General features: G+C 66.6%; 14 protein-coding genes. 4 read left to right on the top strand and 10 right to left on the bottom strand.

The features are described 5' to 3' along the window. Positions 1-12: 12 nt before the first annotated feature. From MCUHO_RS08005 to MCUHO_RS08015, 3 genes are read right to left on the bottom strand one after another with little or no spacing between them, the layout of a single operon-like run. Positions 13-540, bottom strand: coding sequence for a HEAT repeat domain-containing protein (locus MCUHO_RS08005; protein WP_067076484.1), 528 nt, complete (start codon positions 538-540; stop codon positions 13-15). Positions 541-566: 26 nt separating this feature from the next. Then, positions 567-1,769 carry a HEAT repeat domain-containing protein gene (locus tag MCUHO_RS08010; protein ID WP_067076488.1) on the bottom strand — a complete coding sequence of 401 codons (1,203 nt, stop codon included), beginning with the start codon at positions 1,767-1,769 and terminating at the stop codon, positions 567-569. Between the two features lie 57 nt (positions 1,770-1,826). After that, entirely contained in the window at positions 1,827-2,381 is a 555-nt protein-coding gene (locus MCUHO_RS08015; RefSeq protein WP_067076491.1) for a type 1 glutamine amidotransferase domain-containing protein, read from the bottom strand. A gap of 176 nt (positions 2,382-2,557) precedes the next feature. Between MCUHO_RS08015 and MCUHO_RS08020 the strand changes: the two genes are divergently transcribed. Together MCUHO_RS08020 and MCUHO_RS08025 are read left to right on the top strand one after the other, a co-directional pair. Continuing rightward, positions 2,558-5,269, top strand: coding sequence for a cation-translocating P-type ATPase (locus MCUHO_RS08020; protein WP_067076495.1), 2,712 nt, complete (start codon positions 2,558-2,560; stop codon positions 5,267-5,269). A gap of 215 nt (positions 5,270-5,484) precedes the next feature. Next, positions 5,485-6,765, top strand: a complete 1,281-nt coding sequence (locus MCUHO_RS08025) for an ArsB/NhaD family transporter (RefSeq protein WP_067076503.1) — start codon at positions 5,485-5,487, stop codon at positions 6,763-6,765. A gap of 7 nt (positions 6,766-6,772) precedes the next feature. Here MCUHO_RS08025 and MCUHO_RS08030 read toward each other — a convergent pair whose 3' ends face one another. The 3 genes from MCUHO_RS08030 to glnA form a co-directional block, all read right to left on the bottom strand. Continuing rightward, complete coding sequence (locus MCUHO_RS08030) at positions 6,773-7,027, bottom strand: HEAT repeat domain-containing protein (protein WP_067076506.1); 255 nt, start codon at positions 7,025-7,027, stop codon at positions 6,773-6,775. A gap of 61 nt (positions 7,028-7,088) precedes the next feature. Then, positions 7,089-7,361: a HEAT repeat domain-containing protein gene (locus tag MCUHO_RS08035; RefSeq protein WP_067078750.1), complete on the bottom strand. Its 273-nt coding sequence runs from the start codon at positions 7,359-7,361 to the stop codon at positions 7,089-7,091. A 169-nt stretch (positions 7,362-7,530) separates the two neighbouring features. Next, complete coding sequence (glnA, locus tag MCUHO_RS08040) at positions 7,531-8,859, bottom strand: type I glutamate--ammonia ligase (RefSeq protein ID WP_067076509.1); 1,329 nt, start codon at positions 8,857-8,859, stop codon at positions 7,531-7,533. A gap of 108 nt (positions 8,860-8,967) precedes the next feature. Between glnA and MCUHO_RS08045 the strand changes: the two genes are divergently transcribed. Further along, a complete protein-coding gene (locus MCUHO_RS08045) occupies positions 8,968-10,023 on the top strand; it encodes a class II glutamine amidotransferase (RefSeq protein ID WP_067078752.1) in 1,056 nt (351 codons plus the stop codon). Further along, entirely contained in the window at positions 10,020-11,528 is a 1,509-nt protein-coding gene (locus tag MCUHO_RS08050) for a glutamate synthase-related protein (RefSeq protein WP_067076512.1), read from the top strand. Before MCUHO_RS08045 ends, MCUHO_RS08050 begins: the two co-directional genes overlap by 4 nt. A gap of 6 nt (positions 11,529-11,534) precedes the next feature. Here MCUHO_RS08050 and MCUHO_RS08055 read toward each other — a convergent pair whose 3' ends face one another. From MCUHO_RS08055 to MCUHO_RS08070, 4 genes are read right to left on the bottom strand one after another with little or no spacing between them, the layout of a single operon-like run. Next, the gene (locus MCUHO_RS08055) at positions 11,535-12,695 is read right to left on the bottom strand and encodes an aconitase X (RefSeq protein ID WP_067076516.1); all 1,161 of its coding nucleotides are present in this window, start codon (positions 12,693-12,695) and stop codon (positions 11,535-11,537) included. Next, complete coding sequence (locus MCUHO_RS08060) at positions 12,696-13,937, bottom strand: UbiD family decarboxylase (protein ID WP_067076519.1); 1,242 nt, start codon at positions 13,935-13,937, stop codon at positions 12,696-12,698. Beyond that, positions 13,930-14,484 carry a UbiX family flavin prenyltransferase gene (locus MCUHO_RS08065; protein WP_067076523.1) on the bottom strand — a complete coding sequence of 185 codons (555 nt, stop codon included), beginning with the start codon at positions 14,482-14,484 and terminating at the stop codon, positions 13,930-13,932. Before MCUHO_RS08065 ends, MCUHO_RS08060 begins: the two co-directional genes overlap by 8 nt. A gap of 12 nt (positions 14,485-14,496) precedes the next feature. Continuing rightward, on the bottom strand, positions 14,497-15,705 hold the full coding sequence (locus tag MCUHO_RS08070) for an HD domain-containing protein (RefSeq protein WP_067076526.1): 1,209 nt from the start codon (positions 15,703-15,705) through the stop codon (positions 14,497-14,499). Positions 15,706-15,764: the final 59 nt, after the last annotated feature.

The raw sequence follows: 15,764 nt of genomic DNA on the forward strand, positions 1-15,764 counted from the left end.
AAGGCGTCTCGATCATTTATTGTTCGCGGATTGGCTTCTCGCTTCCAGCGCCTCGGTGAGCGGGCCGGCACCCGTCTCCCCCATCTTCCAGAGGAGGAGCGCGGCGCGCTCCTGTGTCTTCGCATCAGGGCTCTCCATCAGGCGGAGGAGCGGTCCGACCGCCGCCTCACCGATCTTCGCCAGGGCCAGCGCGGCGAACGGCTGGAGGTCGGCATCGGCGTTCTCGATGACGGCGACAAGGGGTTCGACGGCGGGATCGCCGATCTCCGCGAGGGCCGCCGTGGCGTAGCGCCGGAAGTCGCGGTCGTCTACGGCACGCATCGCCATGAGGAGGGGATCGATCGCCGGCTCCCCGATCCACATCAGCGCACGGGCGGCATACCACCGAACGTCGTTGTTTTCGGCCTTCATCGTGCCGATAAGCGGTTCTACAGCCTCTTCCCCGCTCTCACCGAGCTCGGCGGCCGCCGCCCGGCGCGCCGCGAGAGGGCCGTCCCGGAGATCGGCGATCAGTTCCTCGATCCGGGTTCTGTCAGTCATAGCGTTCAGGTGCACACTTGCTGTTGTTATGTCTTCCTGATGTTGCCGAGCGCCTCCCGGGCAGCCTCGCGCACCTCAGCCCGTTCGTCTTCGAGCGTCCGGATCAGGATGTCGGCCGAACTGCGATCCCCGATCTCCCCGAGGGCGCGTACGGCTCCCGTCCGGACACGCAGGTTGTCGCCGTTCCGGAGCACGATGGCGAGCGCGGGGACGGCGGGCTTCCCGATGAGGCCGAGAGCGGCGACCGCTCCCCGCCGGAGGAGTTCGCTCTCTGTTCCGAGCGCCTCGATGAGGGAAGGGACGGCAGGCTCGCCGATATCCCCGAGAGCAGCGCAGGCCCGCTGCCGCACCTCCCCGTCCGGGTCGCGGAGCGCTTCGACGAGGATCGCAGTACTGCCCTCCCCGCCGATGCTCCCGAGCGCAATCGCCGCTCCCCGCCTGACGCGCTCGTTCCCGTCAGAGAGGCCGGCGACGACCTCCTCCCGGGCGGGCTCGCCGATCGCGCCGAGTGCGAGAGCCGCCCGGCTCCGGACGTAGGAGTCCTCGTCGTCGAGCGCGCTCATCAGCGCCGGAATCGCCGCGGGATCGCCGATCTCCCCGAGAGCGACAGCGGCCATCCAGCGGACATCGACGTTCTCGCTCTTGAGGCTCGCCGTGAGCGGCCCGACGGCCGGAGACCCCAGTCTTCCGAGTGCCTCCGCCGCCTTCCACCGGACGCCGACCTCCGGATCCGCGAGGAGTGCGGCGAGCGGTTCGACCGCTGCGGGGTCGCCCCCGTTGCCGAGGCACCCGGCCGCCTGGTAACGGGTGTCGGGGTCGCGGCTCGATAGCCGGGAGATCAGCCGTCTCGTGTTCCGGTCGCACGCGGTTCCGCCGGTCTCATCGATACGGAAGTGGAGACCGCCGGCACGCCTGCCCGCCATCTCGAAGAGGTAGCCGAGGAGGTATGCGGCGACGACGAAGGCGGCCGCATTCACCAGGATGCCGGTGCCCGGGGTTCCGTAGAGGATGCTCCCGACGGTGACGTGAACCATGGCGAGCAGAACCCCGACGATGATCGCACGCCGCCGGTACCAGAACGCAGCGAGGATGAGCACCAGGTAGAAGAGGTGGGTATACGCGATCGTGCCGAAGGCGAGATCCAGGAGAACGGCAAGTGCCGTGACGAGGACGATGACTGCAGGCCTGCCCCATGCCTCTGCACTCTTCGACGAACCTGCAGGACTCATCTTTAAGAGGTGGTGCGGGCCGCACCCATAAAGAGTTTATGCGGTGCGGCTTCCGCCTCACCGCTGCCCTGCAGCCGCAGCCCGGGTCTCCTGGCCCGGGGCCTCCTTGAGTTTCGCGAGCGATGCTTTGATGAACGCGGGAATGTCGTCCGGCTGCCTGCTCGAGACGATGTTGCCGTCGACGACCACCTCCCGGTCGACGTACTCCGCACCGGCGTTCCTGATATCCTGCGCGACGGACTTCCAGCCGGCAATCTTCCGGCCGCGGAGCACCTGCGCGGTGATCATGAGCTGGGGCGCGTGGCATATGGAGAGAACCGGTTTCCCGCTCTCGACGAAGCGGCGCACGAACTCGACGGGCACATCGTGGGCCCGGAGTTTGTCGGGCGAGTAGCCGCCCGGTATGAAGAGCGCGTCGAAGTCGTCCGGTGACGCGTCCGATACGCTCCGGTCGATCGTGACCGGTGTTTTATCCGCCTTCCCGTGCACGGTCTCCCCCGCGGAGAGGCCGACGTGGACGATATCGTGGCCAGCCTCCCGGAACGCCCCGGCAGGCTCCGTGTACTCGACATCCTCGAACATATCCGTGATCAGGACTGCTATTCTGCTCATCGTCGTTTCTCCCCGGACCGGTCGCCCGGCCCGGCACCGGATCGGTTCGGCCGAAGGTTATAATCCTGCCGGAGGTCCGGCAGACCCGGGGATATCCGGCCGCCGGGGTGACCTCTATACTATTTATAGCCCGGCGCAGAACCGGGAAGATATGCCCGTGCCGACAGGAGAACCCGGTGGAGGCGCGATCTCCGGGGGGGAGCCCTCTGCCTGACTGGCACGCCCTCTCCGCGGAGGAGGTGGAGCGGGAGGTCGGCGCCGACCAGTCGGGTCTCTCCACGGGCGAAGCAGAGGCGCGGCTGCAGCGCTACGGGAAGAACGTTCTCCGCGAGGAGGCGCGGGAGACCCGTCTCAAGGTCTTCCTGCGGCAGTTCAAGAGCGTCCTCATCGTCATCCTGATCATCGCCGCTGTGGTCTCGTTCCTCGTCGGCGAAGCCCTGGACGCCGCGGCCATCCTCATCATCGTTGTTCTGAATGCCATCCTCGGGTACTCGCAGGAGTGGCAGGCCGGCGAGGCGATCGAGGCGCTCAAAAAGATGCTCGTCCAGCACGCCGTGGTCGTCCGCGACGGCGAGCGGCGGGAGATCGAAGCGTCGGAGATGGTGCCGGGCGATCTCGTCCTCCTCGAGATGGGGGAGCGGGTGCCCGCCGACATCTACATCGTCGAGGCGACGTCGCTTGAGGTGGACGAGGCGCCGCTGACGGGCGAGTCGGCCCCCGTGGACAAGGCGCCGGGAACGCTCCCTGCCGGGACGCCCCTTGCCGAACGGAGCAATATGGCGTTCGCCGGCACGACGGTGACGAACGGGCACGGCCGGGGGTTCGCGGTCGCCACCGGAATGCAGACGGAGTTCGGGCGGATCGCCGGCCTCTCCCAGCGGGTCGCGGACGAAACGACGCCCCTTGCCCGCCAGATGGACCGGCTCGGCCGCGATCTCGGGCTGATCGCCCTCGGGATTGCCGTTCTCGCGGTCGCCGTCGGCCTCCTGCAGCAGCGGGAACTTCTCGAGATGTTCCTCGTCGGCGTCTCGCTCGCGGTGGCGGTGATCCCGGAGGGGCTTCCGGCGGTCGTGACGCTGACGCTCGCCATCGGGATCAAGACGATGATGCGGAGGAACTGCCTGATCCGCCACCTTCCGGCGTCGGAGACGCTCGGCGCGGTCTCGGTGATCTGCACCGACAAGACCGGAACGCTCACGAGGAACGAGATGGCGGTCGTCCGGGTGCGGACGCCTGACGCGGACGTAGCGGTCACCGGGGCGGGGTATCTCCCGATGGGCGAGTTCCTCCATGAGGAAAAACCCATCGACCCCCTTGCCGACCCGGGGCTCCGGCAGTTCCTCCGCACCGTCCTCCTCTGCAACCACGCGACCCTCGCTCTCGAGGAAGGGGGGTGGCGGGTCTTCGGCACCCCGACCGAGGGGGCGCTCGTCGTCGCGGCGGAGAAGGCCGGGCTCTCCCGCGACGACGTCCCGGAGGCCGTGAAGGAGTTCTCGTTCAACTCCACCCGGAAGCGGATGACGATCATCTACCCCGAAGAGGGGGGAGACGTCGCCCACGTGAAGGGGGCGCCGGAGGTTCTCCTCGCCCGGTCGTCCCGGGTTCTCCGGGGAGGTTCGGCCGTCCCGCTCACGGACGAACTCCGGGACGCGCTTCTTGCCGAACTCGAGGGCTACGCGTCGCAGGGGCTCCGGGTGCTCGGCGCGGCCTGCCGCCGGCTCCCCGCCGGCATCGAGTGGACGGCCGATACCGTGGAGACCGATCTCGTCTTCCTCGGATTTGCCGGGATCGTCGACCCCCCGCGGCCCGAGGCGGCGGAGGCGATCCGGCTCTGCCGGAGCGCCGGGATCGACGTCATCATGATCACGGGGGACAACCCCCTGACCGCCTCCGCCATCGCCCGCGCCCTCGGGCTATCGAGCGAAGGGGCGATGACCGGGGCCGAACTCGAAGCACTCCCCGACGACGAACTCGATGAGCGTCTCAAAACGACGAAGGTGCTCTCCCGGGTCACCGCGGAGCACAAACTCCGGGTGATCGACATCCTCTCCCGCGACCGGGAGGTCATCGCCATGACCGGCGACGGCGTCAACGACGCTCCGGCGCTCAAAAAGGCGAGCATCGGGATTGCCATGGGCATCAAGGGGACAGACGCGGCCAAGGAGTCGAGCGACATGGTGCTCGTGGACGACAACTTCGCGAGCATCGTCGCCGGCGTCGAGGAGGGGAGGCGGGAGTATGACAACATCTCCCGGTTCACCCGCTACCTCCTCTCCTCGAACGTCGGGGAACTCGTCGCGATCGTCGGCGCGCTCCTCCTCGGCCTGCCGCTGATCCTCATCCCCGTCCAGATCCTCTGGATCAACCTGGTCACCGACGGTCTCACCGCGCTCGCCCTCGGCCTCGAACCCGCCGAGCGGGACGTCATGCAGAGACGGCCGCGCGACCCGCAGGAGTCCATCCTCACGCGGAACGCCTACGCCGTCATCCTCATCCTGGGGATCTGGCTCGGCCTTCTGACCATCTACGTCTTCATGGGCCTCTACGCGGTCGACCTCGACCGGGCGCGGACGATGGCGTTTACCGGCCTCATCGTCTTCGAACTCTACAACGTGCTGAACTTCCGGTCGTTCCGGTATCCCCTCCACCGGATCGGGTTCTTCTCGAACCCCGCCTTGCTCCTCGCCATCCTCGGGAGCCTGGCTCTCCAGGCGCTGGTGGTCTACGTCCCGATCTTCAACGCCTTCCTCGGAACCGCGCCCCTGACCCTCGCCGATTGGGGCCTCCTTGCCCTGCTCGGCCTGCCGGTGCTGCTCGCCGGGGAGGTCTACAAGATTCTCATGCTGAGGCGAGCATCGGGCATGGTGGCGTCCCCTGCAATGGGCTGAACCCGGCGTGGCAGATCGCCGCCGCCCCGTTTCCCGGGTGCAGGAGACTGCACCGGCGTTCTCCCCACAGCAGTGTTGACCGGCACGATTATGGGAGGAGCATGCACACCTGAATCCTGAAGTTCGTTCTTTTCGGAGAGTCCCATGGCATATCGTCAATCTCTCGTTGCATACCCCGCCGTCCGCAGCCCCAACCCTCGCCGGGGTGGGAACGCGTGATCGGCCCGGAACTGATCGCCGTCGCGGTCTTCCTCTTCACCTACGCGCTGATCATCGACGAGCGGATCCACCGTGCTGTGGCGGCGATGTTCGGCGCTTCCGTCATCGTCTTCCTCCACATCGTCCCGTGGGAGAAGATCCCGGAGTACATCGACCTCGGCACCATCTTCCTCCTGATGGGGATGATGATCATCGTCAACACCGCCCGCGGCAGCGGCCTCTTCGAGTTCATCGCCATCAAGACGGCGAAACTCGCGAACGGGAGCCCGATGCGGGTGCTGCTTCTCTTCTCGCTCGTGACGGCCGTGACGAGCGCGTTTCTCGACAACGTCACCACGGTCCTCCTCCTCACTCCGATGCTCCTCTACATCGCGAACGTGATGCGGATAACCCCCCTGCCCTTCCTCATCGCCGAGATATTCGCCTCCAACATCGGCGGGGCGGCGACGCTCATCGGCGACCCCCCGAACATCATGATCGGCTCGGCCGCCGGCCTGACGTTCAACGAGTTCATCATCAACCTCGGCCCGATCATGGTCGTCGACCTCGTCGTCGTCCTGGGGATGCTCGCCCTCATCTACAGAAAAGTCCTCCACGTCTCGCCCGATGAGCGAGCGGGGATCGAGAAGACGTTTGCGGACTTGAACGAGCGGGAGGCTATCCGTGACGTCTCGCTCTTCAAAAAATCGGTCGCCGTCATCGCGCTCGTCATCGGGATGTTCTTCGTCCACGACCTGCTCGGGCTGGAACCCGCTCTCGTCGCCCTGATCGGCGCATCGATCCTCCTCTTCTGGAGCAGGCAGCCGCCGGAGGAGATCTTCGAGAAGATCGAGTGGCCGGCGCTCTTCTTCTTCGGCGGGCTCTTCGTCGTCGTCGGCGCCCTCGTCGAGACCGGGACGATCGCGACCGTCGCGGAGTTCGTCGTCGAGAACGTCCACTCGGAGGGAGAGGCCATCATGATCATCGCCTGGTTCGCGGCGATCGCTTCGGCGGTCGTGGACAACATCCCGCTCACCGCCACCCTGATCCCCCTGATCCAGGATATGGGCCTCTCGATGGACACTTACCCGCTCTGGTGGGCGCTCTCGCTCGGCGCGTGTCTCGGCGGGAACGGCACGGCTATCGGGGCTTCGGCGAACGTCGTCGTGCTCGGGATCGCGGCACGGAACAACCTCTCCATCTCGTTTCTGGAGTTCCTGAAGGTAGGGATGCTCGTGCTCTTCGTCACGGTCGGGATCGGCAGCGCCATCCTCTATCTCAACTTCGCCGTCCTGTAGGCCGGTGCTACCGGGCGGCCTCGATCTCCCGGAGCCGGCCGACCACCCACCGGTGCGCGGTCGCGGCCGCCTCCCTGACCGAGGCGCTCGGGTCCTCGTCCCTCACCTTCGCGAGCGGTTCCTGCGCCTTCGGGTCGGCGAGAGTCCCGAGCGAGAGGGCTGCCTGCGACCGGACGAACTCGTCCGGGTCGGCGAGCGCCCGGATCAACCCGTCGACGTCCCGGGCATCCCGCATGGTATCGACCTCATCGATTGTCGGCATAGCAGTCTCCTGGTCGTTTCGCGTAGACGTCGCGGGGATATATATGCCTTACCGGGTGCGGCTACGACTCGCGGGGCATCCGCTCCGCCGACTTCCTGTCCGCGAGCCTCCCCACCACCCGGGCGTGCGCGAACGAAGCGGCCCGCCGGACGCCCGCATCGGAGTCCGAGAACTTCAATCGCTCGAGCGGCTCAAGCGCCCGTTCGTCGCCGACGGAGCCGAGGGCATCGACGGCGGTCAGCCGCACGATCTCTTCGGGCTCGAAAAGTGCTGCAACCAGGCCGTCGATGTCCCGGTGCCTTCGCATGGTGTCGATATCAATTCTCTGTCTCATGTGGCTTCCCCGTTCGGCCGATAAGCGCATCTATGCTTTTTGGGGGATATGAACGTTCCTGCGACGGCACGGTTTGGGTGAGCGGTAACGGCGGGATGAGGATAGAGCGTTACCCGGGTTTTCGGCGAACGGAGGTGCCGGGTGCTCCCGCCGCATAAGAAAAAAGAGTTCAGTAGGTCGCCAGGTACCGGTCGATCTCCCAGGGGTGAACCGTCGTCCGGTAGGCGTCCCACTCGGCTTCGGCAACGCTCGTGAGCGCATCGACGACGTGGGGGCCGAGCGCGTTGCAGATGAGGTCGTCGGCAAGCAGCGCCCGGTGGGCCTCGTGGAGGTCTCCGGGCAGGGTCGCGATCCCGTTCTGGCCGCGCTCGGTGGACGTCATGTGGAAGATATTCTTGTGAACATCGGTCGGGGGCTCGATCTCGCTCCGGACTCCGTCCATCCCGGCGGCGAGCATCGCCGTGAAGGCGAGGTAGGGGTTGCAGGTCGGGTCGGGGCTGCGGAACTCGACCCGGGTGCTGTTGCCGCGGGGCGCCGGAACCCGCACCAGCGCCGAGCGGTTGCTCGCGCTCCAGCTGATGTAGCAGGGCGCCTCGTAGCCGGGGACGAGCCGTTTGTAGGAGTTGATCGTCGGGTTCGCGATCCGGGTGATGGCCGGCGCGTGTTTGAGCAGCCCGCCGATGAAGTGCATGCAGGTCTTCGAGAGCTGCAGCGGCGCATCCGGGTCGTAGAAGGCGTTCACCCCGTCCTTTGCGAGCGAACAGTTCACGTGCATCCCGCTCCCGTTGATGCCGTGGATCGGCTTCGCCATGAAGGACGCGTGCAGCCCGCGCATCAGCGCCATCGTCTTGACCGCGAACTTGAAGGTGATGACGTTATCCGCGGTATGGAGCGCGTCGCTGTACTTGAAGTCGATCTCGTGCTGGCTCTCGGCGACCTCGTGATGGGAGGCCTCGATATCGAACCCCATCTCGGTGAGCGTGAGGATCGCCTCGCGCCGGAGGTCCTCCGCGAGATCGGTCGGCGCCAGGTCGAAGTAGCCACCGGCGTCCTGGAACTCGGTGGTCGGCCGGCCGTCGAGCATCTTGAAGAGGAAGAACTCCAGTTCCGGGCCGGTGTTGAAGACGTAGCCGTCCTTCACCGCGTCCTCCATCGCCCGCCGGAGCACGGAGCGCGGGTCGCCCTCGAACGGCGTGCCGTCCGGCTTACAGACGTCGCAGATGAACCGGGCGACGCTCTTATCCCGGGGGCGCCATGGGAGGAGGGTGTAGGTCGAGAGGTCGGGCTTGAGCACCATATCGGACTCTTCGATCCGGACGAAACCCTCGATTGACGACCCGTCGAACCCGATGCCGTCGGTCAGCGCCTTCCCGACCTGCTTCGCCGGGATGGAGACGTTCTTGGGCATGCCCAGGAGATCGGTGAACTGCAGCCGGAGGAACCGGACGTTGTCCTGTTCAATGCGCTCGAGCATCGCTGAGATGTTGTCGGCACTCATATGGAAGGAAACTTCCTTCCGATATTATATATACTTGACGGATCTAGATCTATCAGAGCGTTCCCCGACCACCCGGCGGTGGAGGGGGGCGGGTCGACCGTGATGATTATGTGCGGCATAATTGGTGTAATGGACAGATCTCGCCGGACGATGGACGGTTCCGGCATCCGACAGGCCCTCTCCATGATGAACGAGCGCGGCAGCGGCGAGGGGGCGGGGTACGCGGCCTACGGCATCTACCCCGACTTCCGGGACTGCTACGCCCTCCACGTCTTCTTCGACAACATCCGCGAGAACAAGCCGCTCCTCGACTCGACGCTCGCGCAGTGGGGGACGATCGAGCACGACGAGGCGATCCCCACCTGCGACCGGCCGGGCCTCCGGGCGGTTCACACCCCCTGGCGCTACTTCTTCAAGCCCGACCCCTCCCTCGCGCCGCCGGGGAGCGCGACGCCGGAGGACGAGATCGTCAGCGCCCTCGTGATGCAGGTCAATGCCGCCCGCCGCGGCGCGCTCATCTTCTCCTCCGGCAAGGACCTCGGCGTCTTTAAAGCGAGCGGCTGGCCGGAGGACGTCGCGGACTTCTACCGGATCGAGGACTACGAAGGCTACACCTGGCTCGCGCACAACCGCTACCCGACGAACACCCCCGGGTGGTGGGGCGGCGCGCACCCGTTCAACCTCCTCGACTGGAGCATCGTGCATAACGGCGAGATCACCTCCTACGGGACGAACCGGCGCTACATCGAGAGTCTTGGCTACACCTGCACGATGTATACCGACACCGAGGTCGTCGCCTACCTGATCGACCTCCTGGTGCGGCGGCACGGCCTCGACGTCGACCTCGCCGTCCGGGCGCTCGCCCCGCCCTTCTGGGAGGAGATCGACAGGATGCCCGCGGCGGAGCGGGAGTGGAACGGAGCCCTCCGGCTCGCCTACGCTTCCGCGATGATGAACGGGCCGTTCGCCATCGTGGCCGCGAACCGCGACATGATGGTCGGGTTCACCGACCGGGGCAAGCTCCGGCCGATGGTCGTCGGCGAGTGCGGCGACCGGCTCTACATCTCGAGCGAAGAGGCTGCAATCCGGGCGATGGAGCCGCGGATCGAGTCGATCCGGATGCCGGCCGCGGGCGAGCCGGTGATCGGGAGGGTTGTCTCATGATCGGGAGCCTCCCTCCCCGCTACCGGATCAGTATCGACCCCGTCCGGTGCATGGAGTGCGGGCGGTGCATCGAGAACTGCTCTTACGGCGTCTTCTCCCGGGACGGCGACAGGATCCAGGTCAACTCCCGGAACTGCACCGCCTGCCACCGCTGCGTCGCCTGCTGCCCCCGGGACGCGATCGGCATCGAGGAGCACCCCTGCGACTACCGCAGCCACCCGCTCTGGACGAGGGAGGCCCGGGAGGCGATCTACAACCAGGCCCGGACGGGCAAGATCATCCTCGCGGGGATGGGCAACGCCCTCGACTACCCGGTCATCTTCGACCGCCTGGTGCTGGACGCCTGCCAGGTCACGAACCCGAGCCTCGACCCGCTCCGCGAGCCGATCGAACTGGTGACCCACCTCGGGAAGAGGCCGGCGCGGCTCGACCTTCGGCGGCGGGAGGGCGGCGACGTCGAACTTTCGACCCGCCTCACCCCGAACCTCCGGATCGAGACGCCGGTGATGATCGGGCACATGAGTTACGGGGCGATCAGCCTCAACGCCCAGGTAGCCATGGCCCGGGCGGCAAAAGAGACCGGAACCTATATGGGCACCGGGGAAGGCGGGCTGCACGCCGCCCTCCACCCCTACCAGGACCGGATGATCGTTCAGGTTGCGTCCGGGCGGTTCGGGGTGAACATCGACTACCTGGAGCGGGGCGCCGGGATCGAGATCAAGATCGGCCAGGGGGCGAAGCCCGGCATCGGCGGCCACCTCCCGGGGGAGAAGGTCTGTGCGGATATCTCCAGGACACGGATGATCCCGGAAGGGAGCGACGCGATCAGCCCCGCGCCGCACCACGACATCTACAGCATCGAGGACCTCGCGCAGCTCGTCCGCGGCCTCAAGGAGGCGACGGAATGGAAGAAACCGGTCTTCGTGAAGATCGCCGCCGTCCACAACGTCGCCGCCATCGCCGCGGGCATCGCCCGCTCGCCGGCCGATGCGGTCGTCGTCGACGGGTTCCGCGGCGGAACCGGGGCGGCGCCGATGGTCTTTCGCGACCACGTCGGGATCCCGATCGAGGCGGCGGTCGCGAGCGTGGATCAGAAACTCCGCGACCAGGGGATCAGAAACGAGATATCAGTCATCGCGAGCGGGGGTATCCGGGGAAGCGCCGACGTCGCGAAAGCGATCGCCCTCGGAGCGGACGCGGTCTACATCGGCACCGCGGCGCTCGCGGCGATGGGCTGCCGGGTCTGCGGGAACTGTTACCGCGGCCTCTGCCCCTGGGGGATCGCCACCCAGCGGCCCGACCTCGTGGCGCGCCTCGACCCCGACGAGGCCTCAATACAGGTGGCGAACCTTATCCGGGCGTGGACGCTCGAACTCGCCGAACTCCTGGGTGCGGCCGGGATCAACAGCATCGAGAGCCTGCGGGGCAACCGCGACCGGCTCCGGGGCTACATGCTCGACGAGGGCCTGATGCAGGTGCTCGACGTGAAGACGGTTGGGGCGTGAACGCCCTCACGACGTCGCGACCTCGACGCACTCTTTCCTCGTCCCGATCCGGGCGAGCGCGCCGCACATCCCGGGAACGTAGGCGAGAGCCTTGCCCGAGTCGACCATGATCGAAGCGAACTCGTCCATCCGGGGCGAGACGACCATGCAGGTGTCCGTGATCACCCGGGCACCGCTCCGCTCGATGACGCTCACGAGGTCGGGGTTGTGCTTCGCGACCCCTTTTGCGGCGAAGATGTAGAAGGGTTTCGTCGTCGTCTTCCCCCGGAGGAGTTCCGCGAGTTCACGGAGTTCGTCGGCGGAGCAGTGCGGGCACCCGACCGCGACCGCCTCGACCTCGGTCTCCGTAAAGAGGGCCTCGATCTCGTCCGCCGTCACCGTCACCCGTTCGAGATCGCCGGTGTCGAACGTGAAGACCCGGGCTTCCGGGGTGATCTTCTCGACGTGGAAGAGGGCGACCGCCCCGGTTGCCGCCATCGCGGCGCCGAGGGCTTTGAGCTGGTCGCGGTTCGGCCGGATCCCCTGGAAGAGCGGGATCCGGTTCCCCACCTTCTTTCCGGCGACGTGGCCGATGGCGCCCCAGTGGGCGGCGTGCGGGCCCGTCCCGCTCTCGACCTCGACGACGACCTGCGGCCGGCGGTTCTCGACGATGTGGAGACCGTAATAGGGGGTCTTTCCGATGATCGCCGCCGCAAGGGCGCTCGGCCCGCCTTCCCGGTTCGTCCGGGCGCCGAGAACCGAGTTTGCGTAGGCGACCGCCGAGGACTCCGACCAGGCAAGGTGCTCCCCGTACTCCGTGATCCGGAGGTAGTAGGGCGTGCAGGTGCACTCGACCCGGATCCCGAGCTTCCGGTAGGCCTCGACGACCTCCGCCTGACGGCGGGCGAACTCCTCGTCGATCCCGAACTCCTGCCATCCCTCCCGCGGCATCCCGATGGGGTTCAAGACCGCCGGGACCGCCGCCCGGGCGTTGAGGCTCTGCAGCCAGGAGAGCCCCCATCTTCCGATGGTCTTGTAGGACGCACCGCTCACCTGGGCGCTCGTGATCGGGACGAGTTTCTCCGCCCCGTAAACGTCCCCGAGCGCGACCAGGATCTCCATCATCTTCTGCCGGGTCTCGCCGAACTCGCCGGCGAGCACCCGCTCGTCATCGTTGTCAAGATACATCTACACCCACTCCGCTCTTCTGAATTCGTCTTCTCTGCCCATGACCATCGTGGCGTCGACCCCGACCTTCACGTTCGTCCCGTCACCCAGCCGTGTCGGGTCGAGCGACGAGCCCCGGACGCCGGGGATGACCATGATGTCGGTGTCGCCCCGCACCCTCGTCGCGATCGCGTATTCGACGTCATTGGGGTCGTGGATATCGATATCCTCGTCCACCACCACGACATGTTTGAGGGACGTATGGGCGGCAAACGCCGCCATGATGGCGTTCTTCGCGTCGCCCTGCGTGTTCTTCCGGATCTTCACCACTGCATGGAGGTAGCCGGCGCCGCCCTTCGTGAGGAGGACGTCACGCACCGTCGTCACCTCCCCGACCGCACGGTAGATCTTCGGCTCGTACGGCGCTCCCATCAGGAGTTTGTGCTCGTCGCCGGCCGGGAGGATGCCGTGGTAGATGGGGTCCTCCTTACAGTACATCTTCGTGAACTCGATCACGTGCTGTTGCCGCACGGGATCGTATGTCCCGGTAATATCGACGAACGGGCCTTCCGCCGCCATTTCAGCACTGATGTAGCCCTCGAGGACGAACTCGGCGTCGGGAACCCGGACGCCGTTCTCGCACTCCCGGATAGAGAGTTCCCCGCCCATCAGTTCCGCAGCGTAGGCGAGTTCCTTACCCTCAGGCACGCGGGTGCAGGCGGCGAACGTCACCAGCGGATGGGTGCCGACGGTGACGGCGACCGGGAGTTTCTCCCCTCTGGCGAGCGCCGCTTTGAGGAGGGTATGGGTGTGCCTTCCTTCCACCAGGCGGGCGACGACCCTGTGATCGTCGAGGACCATCATCCGGTGGATGGAGGCGTTCTCGACGCCGTCGTAGCGCGAGAAGACGATCCCAGAGGTGAAGTAGCGCCCGGCGTCGCCGGGGAAGTGCTTCATGACCGGGAGGCGGGAGAGGTCGGCAGGAATACCGCCTTCAAGCCGTCCGGCACCGAGGACGCGGCCGCTGTAGGTCATGCCCGCGAGGTGTCCGACGAGGTCCCGCTCCTCGACGCCGAGCGCCGCTGCAAGCGATCGGCGGTCTGAGAGGAGGTTCATCACCCCCCGGCGGCCGTCGAGGTCGTGGAAGAAGAGGATCTTATCCGTCCGGCTCGCCATACGGGGAGCCTCGTAGACGGTCGAGCAGGGGCTCTCGATCTCCTCGACCCGGCCCTGCTCCCGCATCAGTTCGATAAAGTTACGCATCGTATCCGCTCCATCGGGTTCCGAGGTCGTGTTCGACCCCCATGTGGTCGAGCACCCGGGCCACCACCATATCGACGAGGTCGTCGATGGTCTCCGGGCGCTGGTAGAAGGGAGGGCTTGCGACCATCACGGTCGCACCGGCATCGTCGGCGGCAAGCATGTTCTTCAAGTGGATCCGGGAGAGCGGCATCTCCCGCAGCAGGAGGAGGAGTGGGCGCTTCTCCTTGAGGCAGACGTCCGCCGCCCGGGTGATCAGGTTGTCGGCGAACCCGTTGCTGACGGCGGCAAGCGTCTTCATGCTGCAGGGCACGATCGCCATCCCGTCGTAGCGAAACGATCCGCTCGCGATATCGGCCGCGAGGTCGCTGTTCTCGGCATATATGGCATCGAACCCCTCGAGGTCGACGCCTTCGATCCCGGCGATCTGCCGGGCGGTATCGGAGATGACGATATGCACCGTTGCGTTATCGCAGAGCACTTCGAGGAGGCGGCGGGCGTAAACAACCCCGCTTGCCCCGGTGACCCCGACGACGAATTCCTTCTTCATGCGCTCTCCATACTATGTCACTACGAGTTTATCCTGTTTTGTCGCCCGCTTCACCCGGAGGATCTCCATCGCCGCCGCTTCCACCGCGTTCCGGTGCTCCTCTACGGTATAGACGCCGAGACGCCACTGCTGCCGCCGGGTGTCGTTCAAGGTGTTGATGAGGGGGGAGACCTCCTCGATATCGACCATCGCGTGGCTGTTCCTGACCCGGACCTCCATCGAGAGCGCCCGGGGGAGCCGGGGGATGTCGACGAGGACGCAGTCTTCCGTGACGCCGGCTGTCTCGGCGATCTCGCGGGCGATCTCCCGTTCCCGGGCGGGCCCGAGCGCCTGGCGGAGGGCTGCGGCGTTCACCCGGTCTTCGCCGATATACAGCGCCCGCTTGTAGAGATCCCGGGCGTAGACCCGGCGGGCGAGGTCGCGGGCGATCGGGGAGGGGGAGTGCTTCAGCCGCTCCATGCAGGCGGCGTCGTCCATCCGCATCAGTTCGCGTGCGTCCGTGCCCGGGACGTTTCGCACCTCCTCGCGGAGGGCGTGGACGAACATGCTCGTCGCGATCCGGCTCACATGGTGGAAGTAGACCGCCGGGCGCATCAAGGTGCGGGCGATGAGGAGCGACTCGGCGGCGTTGATCCCGCCTTCGGAGAGGGCGATGCCCGACTCGGTGAAGATGGTGCTCCGGATCAGCCGGTGGGCGTCGACCGTCCCGTAGGGGACGCCGGTGTAGTGGGCGTCCCGCATCAGGTAGTCCATCCGGTCGACGTCCAGGCTCCCGTGGATGATGCTCGCGAGGCGGTGCTTCCCTGCAACGACGGCGCAGACTTCGGCGGGGTCGAGCCCTTCGCCTTCGAGGATCCCGGCGGTCGTCCCCTCGCGGACGAGGTGATCGATCTGGTGGTGGCTCCTCCCCGTGAACTCCTCCATCACCGGCTCGGTGACGTGGGAGAAGGGGCCGTGGCCGATGTCGTGGAGGAGGGCGGCCGTGGTGACGAGTTTCGTCTCATCCTCGCCGAGCCCGAGCTGGCCCGACAGGAGGGCCGCGAGATGCATCGTCCCGAGCGAGTGCTCGAACCGGGTATGGTTTGCCCCGGGGTAGACGAGGTTTGCAAACCCGAGCTGGGTGACGTGGCGGAGCCGCTGGACAACCTCCGAGTCGAGCAGCCGGAGCGCGAGCGGTTCCGCCTCGACGTAGCCGTGCACCGGATCTTTGATGATCTTCATCGGTTCAGTTAAGAATCTTGGGAGATGGAAGATAAAGGTATTCAAGAACGCGCGGATTG

It is taken from the genome of Methanoculleus horonobensis, assembly GCF_001602375.1.
In the GTDB taxonomy this organism is placed as follows: domain Archaea; phylum Halobacteriota; class Methanomicrobia; order Methanomicrobiales; family Methanoculleaceae; genus Methanoculleus; species Methanoculleus horonobensis.

What these genes read in the sequence shown, in the direction of transcription:
- MCUHO_RS08005 (WP_067076484.1), bottom strand. Translation starts at nt 540, where the DNA reads ATGACTGACAGAACCCGGATCGAGGAACTGATCGCCGATCTCCGGGAC.
- MCUHO_RS08010 (WP_067076488.1), bottom strand. Translation starts at nt 1,769, where the DNA reads ATGAGTCCTGCAGGTTCGTCGAAGAGTGCAGAGGCATGGGGCAGGCCT.
- MCUHO_RS08015 (WP_067076491.1), bottom strand. Translation starts at nt 2,381, where the DNA reads ATGAGCAGAATAGCAGTCCTGATCACGGATATGTTCGAGGATGTCGAG.
- MCUHO_RS08030 (WP_067076506.1), bottom strand. Translation starts at nt 7,027, where the DNA reads ATGCCGACAATCGATGAGGTCGATACCATGCGGGATGCCCGGGACGTC.
- MCUHO_RS08035 (WP_067078750.1), bottom strand. Translation starts at nt 7,361, where the DNA reads ATGAGACAGAGAATTGATATCGACACCATGCGAAGGCACCGGGACATC.
- glnA (WP_067076509.1), bottom strand. Translation starts at nt 8,859, where the DNA reads ATGAGTGCCGACAACATCTCAGCGATGCTCGAGCGCATTGAACAGGAC.
- MCUHO_RS08045 (WP_067078752.1), top strand. Translation starts at nt 8,968, where the DNA reads ATGTGCGGCATAATTGGTGTAATGGACAGATCTCGCCGGACGATGGAC.
- MCUHO_RS08050 (WP_067076512.1), top strand. Translation starts at nt 10,020, where the DNA reads ATGATCGGGAGCCTCCCTCCCCGCTACCGGATCAGTATCGACCCCGTC.
- MCUHO_RS08055 (WP_067076516.1), bottom strand. Translation starts at nt 12,695, where the DNA reads ATGTATCTTGACAACGATGACGAGCGGGTGCTCGCCGGCGAGTTCGGC.
- MCUHO_RS08060 (WP_067076519.1), bottom strand. Translation starts at nt 13,937, where the DNA reads ATGCGTAACTTTATCGAACTGATGCGGGAGCAGGGCCGGGTCGAGGAG.
- MCUHO_RS08065 (WP_067076523.1), bottom strand. Translation starts at nt 14,484, where the DNA reads ATGAAGAAGGAATTCGTCGTCGGGGTCACCGGGGCAAGCGGGGTTGTT.
- MCUHO_RS08070 (WP_067076526.1), bottom strand. Translation starts at nt 15,705, where the DNA reads ATGAAGATCATCAAAGATCCGGTGCACGGCTACGTCGAGGCGGAACCG.